Consider the following 9,798-nt stretch of genomic DNA (forward strand, 5'->3'; position numbering starts at 1 on the left):
CTTCGACCGGCCCCGTTGCATCCTCTGCTATCGCTGCGTGCGCATGTGCGGCGAGGGAATGGATGTCTTCGCGCTCGGTATCCAGAACCGCGGCAGCTCGTCGATCATCGCGCCGAATATTCCCGCGCAGATGTCGCCCGATGATCTCGCCCATCTCGATTGCGAGCAGTGCGGCATGTGCATCGACGCGTGCCCGGTCGGTGCGCTGACCAGCGGGACCTATCGCTACAAGACTCGCCCGTGGGAGATGAACCACGTCGCCACGACGTGCACCCACTGCGGCGACGGTTGCAAGACGACCCTTGGTGTTCGCAGCACCTCCGACGGCTCGGAGATCGTGCGCGGCGACAACCGCGACAAGAGCGGCATCAACGGCGACTTCCTCTGCAACAAGGGACGCTACGCCTTCGACTTTGCCAACAACGACGATCGCATCACCCAGCCGCTGGTTCGCCAGGCAAACGGAGAGTTCAAGCCGGTTAGCTGGGAAGAGGCGTTCGATCATGTAGGCAAGCGCCTGCGCGAGCTTCGCGATACACGCGGCGGCAAGAGCATCGGCGTCATCGGCGGCAATCGCCTGACCAACGAGGAAGCCTACCTCCTGCAGAAGTTTGCCCGTACTGTGCTCGGCACGAACAATATAGATCACCATCGCACGGCGGATTATGTCTCCTTTGCCCAGGCACTCGCCGGACACGGAGATCGTACTGCTTCCCTGCGCGACACACTCACCGCTCCCGCGATTTTGCTGGTAGGGGGGGATCCCACGAATCAGGCTCCGGGAACGGCATGGAATATCCGCACTAATGTTCGTAACAACCGCGCGCGGCTCTACGTCGTCAATTCTGCCGAGATCAAGCTGCGCCGTCAGGCAAAGGCTTTCGTTCGGCTCGCACCGTTCGGCTATGGCGCACTGGCTGGCTACCTCGCTGGAGATAATGCAGCGGGATCGAGTGCCGTCTCCGATGTGAATGCGCTCAGCGCCTTCCGCGACACTGTCAAGTCAGAAGAGAACCTCCTCATCCTTATCGGTTCCGAGCTGCGCGGTACAGAGTTGAAGAAGCTCATCGACTTTGGCCTCAGCATTCCCGGCGCGAAGTTCGCCCTGCTCTCCGACTACGCGAACTCGCGCGGCGCGGCCGATATGGGGCTGCTGCCGGACATGCTTCCCGGCTACACCCCGGTCGCGAACAACAGCACGTTTGCTGAGTACAACGCTCCCGCCGAAGCTGGTCTCGATATGGTTGAGATCTTCGACGCAGCTGGTCGCGGCGAACTCTCGGCGCTCTACGTGGTCGGCTCGAATCCAGTGGCGCGCTACAACGTCGATCCTGCGGCGCTCAAGAACACCTTCGTCGTGGTGCAGGAGATGTTCCTCACCGAGACTGCCGCGCTCGCAGACGTTATCCTGCCTGCCGCAAATCTCTACGAGAAATCAGGCTCTGCCACCAATAGCTACGGCGACCTGCAGCAGGTCAAAAAGGCCGGCGATCGCGCTGGTGTCCGTACCGACTTCGAGATGATCGTCCGCATCGCGGACAAGATGGGCGCGGACATGCGCAAGCTTGTACCGTTTGGCAAAGGACTTCGCGCCGATATGGGCCAGTCCCGCGGTGCGCAGTCGGGTGAGGCAGACCGTCACTCTGTATGGCTGACGGCAAACAACCTTGAGCCGAAGCTGAGCCCGTTTGATTCTTACGCCATTCTCGACGAGATTCAGCGTCTCGTTCCCGGCTACAACCTGCTGCGTCTCCAGCTTCTCTCGGGCAACGACCAGCACCTGCAGCCCGCTGCTTCGGGCCTGGTTCAGATCGGCAACCGACGCGATCTGGTCCTGCCCGCAAACGACACCCTCTTCACCTCCGGAACGCTTGGCCGCTACTCCGCCATGCTGAACGATGTGCAACAATTTCAGGCCAATCAGCCCCTTATTCAGATCCAAGCCGCCGACTAGGAGCGCAACCAGACACCGTGAGCCATCTCAGTCCGTTCCAGACATTTCTGCTGCTCAGCATTGTTAAGATCATCGTCGTCTTTGTCATCACACTGACGGCGGTGGCCTACACGGTGCTGCTGGAGCGCAAGGTCCTCGGCCACATGCAGAACCGCTGGGGCCCTTCCCGCGTCGGTCCTTTCGGCCTGCTACAGCCTCTCGCCGACGGCATCAAGCTCTTCCTCAAGGAAGACCTGCTGCCCCTCGCAGCCGAGCGTCCTCTCTTTATCGCAGCGCCGATCATTGCGCTCACCTGCGCGCTTGTTTCCATCGCTGTCGTTCCGTTCGGAGCTGCCCATCATATTTATGCCAACGGCATCGGCGTCGATATGTTTGATATTTCGAACATCAATATCGGCCTGCTCGTCATCCTCGGCATCACATCGATCGGCGTCTATGGCATCGCGCTCTCGGGCTGGTCGTCGAACAATAAATTCTCGCTTCTAGGCTCGCTGCGGGCGACCTCTCAGCTCGTCAGCTACGAGCTTGCCCTCGGACTTTCGCTGGTCGGCGTCGTTCTTCGCGCCCAGTCACTCAGCCTGCGCACGATTGTCGACAGCCAGTCCGCTCATGGACTTCTATCGTGGAACTTCTTCGGCGGCTTCCAGTTCGTGGCCTTCTTCATCTACCTGATGGCGGCCTATGCCGAGACCAACCGCACTCCCTTCGACCTTCCCGAAGCTGAGTCCGAACTGGTCGCCGGATATCACACCGAGTACAGCTCCATGAAGTTCGCCATGTTCTTCATGGCCGAATACGCCAACATGATCACCGTAAGCTGCGTCGCCACGCTGATGTTCTTTGGCGGCGCTTCAAGCCCGCTCGGTCATCTGCTTCCGGCGAACTTCGGCGGTCCTATTCTCACGGCGGTCTTTCCAGTGCTCTGGTTCGTTGCTAAGGTCTTCGCGTTCCTTCTGCTCTACATCTGGGTACGCGGAACGCTTCCCCGGTTTCGTTACGACCAGCTCATGAGTTTCGGTTGGAAATTTCTACTTCCTCTGGCGATGGCAAACATTATCATCACCAGCCTTGTTCTCGCGCTGCACGGTTAGTCTCACCGCCGGGCTGCTTTACAATCGGCAGATAGCCAAAAGCTTCTGCTCTGTTTCTTAGCGATTCAGGAAAGACTTGAGCGGTTCATCATGCAACTGGCACTTTTCATAATCTTTGGCGCGCTGGCCGTAGCGGGAGCACTCAATCTCCTGCTGCAACGTCACCCCATCAACAGCGCTCTGTCGCTCGTCGTTGTGATGATGTCGCTTGCGGTCCTTTACTGGTCGCTGGGGGCTGAGTTCCTTGCCGCCGCGCAGGTCATCGTCTACTCCGGCGCCATCATGGTGCTATTCGTCTTTGTCATTATGCTGCTTAATGCAGGAGAAGAAGAGCGCACTCACGGCAGCCGCGCCGCCTACATCGTCGGCATCCCTGGAGCTGCGGTCATCTTCTGCCTGCTCAGCTTCGTATTTCTGTCGGAGCAGAAGGCGCTTGGCCTCGCCAGCCTTGGAGGTCATCTCAACAATGGCCTCAACAATATCGCCGAGATCAGTCAGGTGCTGTTCACGAAGCAGCTTCTTCCCTTTGAAGTCACCTCTATTCTCATCCTCGTCGCTATCCTCGGCGCTGTAGTTCTCGCGCGCAAGGAGGAGCAATAAGCCTATGGCCGCACAAGTTCCTACCGCCTATTACCTTGTTCTCGCCGCCATCCTCTTTTCCATCGGCGTCGGCTCTTTCCTCATCAAGCGCAACATCATCACCATCTTCATGTCGATTGAGCTGATGCTCAACGCCGTCAACCTTACCTTCGTCGCCTTTGCGCATCAATGGCACCAGATCAGCGGCCAGATCTTCGTCTTCTTCGTGATGGTCGTCGCTGCCGCCGAAGCCGCCGTTGGCCTTGCCATCATCATCGCCATCTTCCGTACCCGCCAGACGCTGAACGTCGACCAGATCGACCTGATGAAACTATGAGCCCTCAGACCTCCATGATTCCTGCCTGCTATCTCTGGCTGATTCCGCTGCTTCCCTTCGTCGGCTTCCTGATCAACGGAACCCTGGGCCGCAAGCTGCCGCGCGCCGCCGTTACCGCCGTTGCGCTGTTCTTTACTGCGATCCCCGCCGGCATCGTCGCCTGGTTGTGGTCGGTCATGACGGCAGCCAACGCTCCCGAGGCCATTCATGCCGTGAGCCGTCCGTGGATCGCGATCTCCGGCTTTCAGGTCAACTTCGCCTTCACCGTCGACCATCTGACGCTCATCATGCTCAGCGTCATCACCGGCGTCGGCTTCCTCATCCATCTCTACTCCGCCGGGTACATGGCGCATGAAGAGGGTTACTGGCGCTTCTTCGCCTACCTTAACCTCTTCATGTTCTTCATGTCGGTTCTGGTGCTCTCGAGCAGCTTCCTTCTACTCTTCGTCGGCTGGGAGGGCGTGGGTCTTGCTTCGTACCTGCTGATCGGCTTCTACTTCAAGAAGGACTCCGCCGCCAACGCCGGTAAAAAGGCCTTCATCGTCAACCGCATCGGCGACTTCGGCTTCCTTCTGGCGATGTTCCTGATCGTCGCCCACTTCGGCAACCTCAACTTCACCGATGTCTTCGCCTCCATCTCGCAGCATCCCGAGTGGCACGGCGGCTTCCTTACCGCCATAGCGCTCCTGCTCGTAGTGGGAGCCACCGGAAAGTCAGCGCAGATTCCCCTCTACATCTGGCTACCCGACGCGATGGAAGGTCCCACGCCGGTCTCCGCTCTCATTCACGCTGCAACCATGGTCACGGCTGGCATCTACATGGTCGCCCGCTGCCATACGCTGTTTGACCGCTCTCCCTATGCGCTCGCTGTAGTCGCCATCATCGGCGCGGCGACGGCAATTGTGGCCGCCTCCATCGGCATGGTGCAGCACGATATCAAGCGCGTTCTCGCCTACTCCACCGTCTCGCAGCTTGGCTATATGTTTCTGGCCTGCGGAGTCGGCGCCTACGCCGCCGGAATCTTCCATCTGCTCACGCACGCCTTCTTCAAGGCGCTGCTCTTCCTTGCTGCCGGTTCGGTGATTCACGCTCTCTCAGGCGAACAGGACATGCGCAACATGGGCGGCCTGCGCAAACGCATCCCCATCACCTTCTGGACGATGACCTCGGGCGTGTTCGCCATCGCGGGCATCTGGCCGTTCGCGGGCTTCTTCTCGAAGGACGCGATCCTCTATCAGACCTTCATCTCGGACAACCCGATCGGCAAGCTGCTCTGGCTTGTTGGCGTCGTCACCGCTGGCATGACATCGTTCTACATGTTCCGCCTCTGGTTCAAGACCTTCTTCGGCGAAGAGCGGTTTGTAGAAGCTCAGCACGACGTGCATGGCCACGATACTCACGCCAGTCACGACAGCCACTCCCACGGAGTTCACGAATCGCCCTGGGTCATGCTGCTTCCTCTTGTTATCCTTGGCATTCTCTCGCTCGTCGGCGGATGGTGGCACGTTGCCTTCGGCAAGTTCCTCAACCCAGTCTTCGGGACTGCCCCAGAGGCTACCACCGCTGCCAGCCACGGCCTGGAGCTTACCCTTGTCGCGATCTCGCTGCTGGTCGTAGCCATCGGCTTCTTCTTCGCGTGGCTCTTCTATTACAAGAAGCCCGGCACAGCCGGAGCGCTTGCCCTCAAGGTCAAGCCGCTCTATTCGCTGGTCGAGAACAAGTTCTGGGTTGACGAGATTTATGGCTTTTTCGTCACTGGCCTGCTCATGTTTACACGCACGGTTCTGGCTTGGCTCGTCGAAGCCGGCATCGTCAACGGCTCCGGTGCGCTCGCAGGAGTAACCACCCGAGGCCTCAGCATCGTCACCCGCCGGGTCCAATCCGGCAACATTCGCTCCTATGCCGGATGGCTTGCGCTAGGCGCCGCCGCCGTCCTCGTCGTCATGATCTTCGGACGCTCGCTCTGGGTGCACTAAAGGAAACGACTAAAACCCGATGAACATAGACCACTCCATCCTGACCATCCTCATCCTCGTCCCGCTCGCCGGCGCGATTCTGCTGGCGCTGCTGCCGGACAAGGGCAAGCTGATGCAGTGGGGCGCCCTCGCCGTCACGCTCATCACCTTCCTCCTCACACTCCATCTTCCCTTCCACTACGACTACGGCGCGTCCTCCGGCACCTTCCAGTTCGCAACCGATGTTCCCTGGATCGCTTCTCCTGCCATCCGCTACCACCTCGGCGTCGATGGCCTTTCGATGTGGCTGGTGGTGCTCACCGGCATCCTCGCCCCGCTCGGTGTCCTCGTCTCGTGGCGCGCCATCGAAACGCGCAAGAAGACCTTCTACGTCCTCTTCCTGCTGCAGCAGGTCGCGATGATCGGCGTCTTCGTCTCGCTCGACCTCTTCCTCTACTACGGATTCTGGGAGCTCTCGCTCATCCCGATGACGCTGCTGATCGCCACCTTCGGCCGCACCGAAAACCGCCGCCGCGCCGCGATCAAGTTCTTCCTCTACGCCTTCATTCCCTCGGCGATTCTGCTCGTTGGCATCCTGTGGCTCTATGCCCGCACCGGCACATTCGATCTGCCGCGGCTGACGCAGCTTGCCGCCGCACACAGTATCTCCGGCAACTCCAGCGCACTCTGGCTCTGCTCACTGGCCTTCCTGGTCGCGTTCGCGGTCAAGGTCCCGGTCTTCCCGCTGCACGGCTGGCTGTCGGACGCCGTCTCTGAAGCCCCTACCGCAGCGGTCATGGTGCTTGCCGGTAAGCTTGGCCTCTACTCGATCCTGCGCTTCTCCTTCAGCATCTTCCCGGAACAGTCGCACCGCATCGCCCCCCTGATGCTCGCGCTTGGAGCCATCGGCATCGTCTACGGCGCGCTGCTCGCCCTTGTCCAGAAGGACCTCAAGCGCCTCGCCGCCTACGCCACCCTCAGCGCGCTCGCTTTCATCATCCTCGGCATCTTCAGCTTCACCATCTCCGGCCTCGACGGCGGCATCTTCCATATCCTCAGCGAGAGCCTCTCGGGTGCAGCCTTCTTCATGCTGCTCGGCATCCTCTACGAGCGTTATGGCACCTATGACATGCGTGAGTACGGCGGCCTGGCTGCCAAGCTTCCCTGGATGGTGACTCTGTTCGTCATCACCACGCTCTCGCTGGTCGGTCTTCCTATGCTCAACGGCTTCGTCGGCGAGTTCCTCATCCTCTCCGGCTCCATGCAGGCTGTCTTCGCGCACCACATGGTCTGGACGGTCCTCGCCACGACTGGCGTCATCCTCAGCGCCTCCTACATGCTCTGGATGATTCAGCGCGTCTTCTACGGCGATCTCGGGATCAAGCCTGAAAACATAAAGGGCTGGGACCTCGACGCACGCGAACATCTCGCCATGTGGCCTCTGGTCATCCTCTTCCTCATCATGGGAGTGGCCTCTCCTATCTGGCTCCGCGCCATTGACGCAGCAGGAACCCGCATCGCAGCGACCCAGTCTTCCTCAGTTCAGCCTCAAGCTCAAATCACGACGGCCTCGGCCAGCACGGAGGCCAAATAATGTCCCCGAATATCGTTGCTCTTCTGCCTGAGTACATCCTCACCATCGTCGGCGTCCTCATCATGCTCGCCGAGCCCTTGCTTCCCCCAGGCGCGAGCCGCAAGCCGCTGGGCTGGCTCGCCATCCTCGGTACGCTGGGCGCAGGCTTTGCCAGTTGGTATCAGCTCCATCTCGGCACCATCACGGCCTTCTCCAACAGCATCCAGATCGACGCCTTCTCCGTCTTCTTCCATCTGCTGATCTCGGCTATTGTTCTGGTCACGCTGCTCATCTCGCTCGACTACTTTGAAGGCAACGCCAGCCACTCGGGCGAATACTTCGCCCTCGTCATATTCAGTGCGGTTGGCATGATGCTGATGACCTGTGCCACCGAACTGCTCGTCATCTTCGTCGGTCTCGAGATCTCGTCGATCGCGACCTACATTATGTGCGGCTTCCGCAAGGGCAGCGCGGCGGGCTCCGAGGCCTCGATCAAGTACTTCCTGCTCGGCTCCTTCGCCACCGCCTTCTTCCTCTACGGCATCGCGCTGGCCTTCGGAGCCACCGGCTCCACCAGCATCGCAGCCATCGCTCAGGGCCTCGCCACCACGACCACGCCACGCATGGCCTTCCTTGCGCTGGCCATGATCCTCATCGGCCTCGGCTTCAAGGTCTCTGCAGCTCCCTTCCATGTATGGACGCCTGACGTCTACCAGGGAGCGCCTTCGCCCGTCGTCGGCTACATGTCCACCGCGCCCAAGGCCGCAGCGTTCGCCGTTCTGCTGCGGATTACCTTCTCCGCTTTCGGCCCCATGGAGCATCGCTGGGCTGTCCTGTTGTGGATTCTCGCTGCCCTGTCGATGACCGTCGGCAACCTCGGCGCTCTGCTCCAGCGCGACGTCAAGAGGATGCTGGCCTACTCCAGCATCGCCCATGCCGGATACATCCTGGTCGCCTTCACTGCGCTTCGAGGGGACGGCATCGCCGCGGCCTGCTTCTACACCGCCAGCTACGCCGCCATGCAGATCGGCGCATTCGCCGTCATCACCCAGGTCACCGGCTACAACGAACAGATCCGCACCACCGACGACTACACCGGTCTCGGCCTGCGCCGCCCCATCCTGGCTGCGTTCCTTGCCCTGTTCCTGATCTCGCTGATCGGAATCCCCTTTACCGGCGGCTTCTTCGGCAAGTTCTACGTCTTCTCCGCCGCCATCCATGCCAATCACGTATGGCTCGCGGTTATCGGCCTGCTCAACAGCGGCGTCGCCTGCTTTTACTATCTCCGCCTGCTGGTCGCGCTTTACTCCCGCCCCGTCACCGAGACCGCACAGCCCACTGAGGGCCGCAGCCTCAGCGTTCCGGCTGGTGTAGGACTGACCCTCGCAGCGGCCGCTACGCTGGTGCTCGGAATCCTGCCGGGGCACTTCCTCAACCTCGCCCAGCGGGCCAGCGCCAGCACGCAGACCGCACCGGCTCCCACGGCAGCAGCCCCCGTAGTGATTTCACAGCAGTAGACTTTTCTTTTCTGCCCAATCGCCTCTTCAGCGCATCACGCTCTATTCACCGAGCATGATGCGCTGAATGCGTTGTGCCCGACCTGTAGCCCCATCGCACACAATCAGCGCGGCGCACATCTTCGGATTCCCCTTGGCTGCCTCGAACTTGCCCGGCATCCCGGTAAGGAAGCGGCTCAGTACCAGCTCTTTTTCGACCCCGATGACAGAGTCATAGGGCCCCGACATGCCCACATCGGTCTGGTAGGCGGTACCGCCTGGCAGGACGCGCTCGTCGGCGGTGGGAATGTGGGTGTGGGTGCCGAGGACGGCGGTGACGCGGCCATCCAGGTACCAGCCCATGGCCACCTTCTCGCTGGTGGTCTCGGCGTGCAGGTCGAGGAGGATCACCTTGGCGGTGAGCTTTGAGATAATTTCGTCCGCCTTGCGAAAGGGGTCGTCGCAGGAGGACATAAAGACCCTGCCCTGCAGGTTCAGGACTGCGTAAGTCTGCCCGTTCCCCAGCGCCCCCTCATACACGCCGAAGCCCGGCGTTCCCGCGGCGTAGTTGGCCGGGCGAATGACGCGACGGTTGCGCGAGTGCGAGTTCGCGGGAACGGCCATGTACTCGAAGATCTCTTTCTTGTCCCAGATATGGTTTCCGGTGGTGATGACGTGCGCGCCCAGGTCGAACAGCTCTTCGGCGATGGAGGGCGTGATGCCAAAGCCGCCAGCGGCGTTTTCGCCGTTGATGACCAGCAGATCGACGGCATTGGTTTCGAGGACGTGGGGCAGGTGTCCGCGGACGATATG

Annotated in this window: 8 protein-coding genes; 7 read left to right on the forward strand and 1 reads right to left on the reverse strand. The window is 60.7% G+C overall.

Annotation, left to right across the window (positions count from 1 at the left end):
• From VMU57_RS04960 to VMU57_RS04990, 7 genes are all read left to right on the forward strand, one after another.
• Window positions 1–1,954, forward strand: a 1,954-nt coding sequence (locus VMU57_RS04960) for a molybdopterin-dependent oxidoreductase (protein WP_325381415.1), incomplete at its 5' end; no start/stop codon positions are given.
• A 17-nt stretch (window positions 1,955–1,971) separates the two neighbouring features.
• On the forward strand, window positions 1,972–3,045 hold the full coding sequence (nuoH, locus tag VMU57_RS04965) for an NADH-quinone oxidoreductase subunit NuoH (protein ID WP_325381417.1): 1,074 nt from the start codon (window positions 1,972–1,974) through the stop codon (window positions 3,043–3,045).
• Window positions 3,046–3,135: 90 nt separating this feature from the next.
• Complete coding sequence (locus VMU57_RS04970) at window positions 3,136–3,645, forward strand: NADH-quinone oxidoreductase subunit J (RefSeq protein WP_325381419.1); 510 nt, start codon at window positions 3,136–3,138, stop codon at window positions 3,643–3,645.
• 4 nt (window positions 3,646–3,649) lie between these two features.
• Window positions 3,650–3,961, forward strand: a complete 312-nt coding sequence (gene nuoK, locus VMU57_RS04975; RefSeq protein ID WP_325381422.1) for an NADH-quinone oxidoreductase subunit NuoK — start codon at window positions 3,650–3,652, stop codon at window positions 3,959–3,961.
• Window positions 3,958–5,937, forward strand: coding sequence for an NADH-quinone oxidoreductase subunit L (gene nuoL, locus VMU57_RS04980; protein WP_325381425.1), 1,980 nt, complete (start codon window positions 3,958–3,960; stop codon window positions 5,935–5,937). The genes nuoK and nuoL overlap by 4 nt, the downstream gene beginning before the upstream one ends.
• A 19-nt stretch (window positions 5,938–5,956) precedes the next feature.
• Complete coding sequence (locus VMU57_RS04985) at window positions 5,957–7,510, forward strand: NADH-quinone oxidoreductase subunit M (RefSeq protein ID WP_325381429.1); 1,554 nt, start codon at window positions 5,957–5,959, stop codon at window positions 7,508–7,510.
• Window positions 7,510–9,006 carry an NADH-quinone oxidoreductase subunit N gene (locus tag VMU57_RS04990; RefSeq protein WP_325381434.1) on the forward strand — a complete coding sequence of 499 codons (1,497 nt, stop codon included), beginning with the start codon at window positions 7,510–7,512 and terminating at the stop codon, window positions 9,004–9,006. Before VMU57_RS04985 ends, VMU57_RS04990 begins: the two co-directional genes overlap by 1 nt.
• Window positions 9,007–9,048: 42 nt before the next feature.
• Here the strand turns inward: VMU57_RS04990 and VMU57_RS04995 are convergent.
• A partial coding sequence (locus VMU57_RS04995; protein ID WP_325381437.1) for a TIGR00282 family metallophosphoesterase occupies window positions 9,049–9,798 on the reverse strand: 750 nt, incomplete at its 5' end.

The organism is Edaphobacter sp. (assembly GCF_035532915.1).
In the GTDB taxonomy this organism is placed as follows: domain Bacteria; phylum Acidobacteriota; class Terriglobia; order Terriglobales; family Acidobacteriaceae; genus Edaphobacter.

Bases quoted from the DNA above. Each gene is read 5' to 3' on its own strand.
- VMU57_RS04970 (WP_325381419.1), top strand. From the start codon at position 3,136: ATGCAACTGGCACTTTTCATAATCTTTGGCGCGCTGGCCGTAGCGGGA.
- nuoK (WP_325381422.1), top strand. From the start codon at position 3,650: ATGGCCGCACAAGTTCCTACCGCCTATTACCTTGTTCTCGCCGCCATC.
- nuoL (WP_325381425.1), top strand. From the start codon at position 3,958: ATGAGCCCTCAGACCTCCATGATTCCTGCCTGCTATCTCTGGCTGATT.
- VMU57_RS04985 (WP_325381429.1), top strand. From the start codon at position 5,957: ATGAACATAGACCACTCCATCCTGACCATCCTCATCCTCGTCCCGCTC.
- VMU57_RS04990 (WP_325381434.1), top strand. From the start codon at position 7,510: ATGTCCCCGAATATCGTTGCTCTTCTGCCTGAGTACATCCTCACCATC.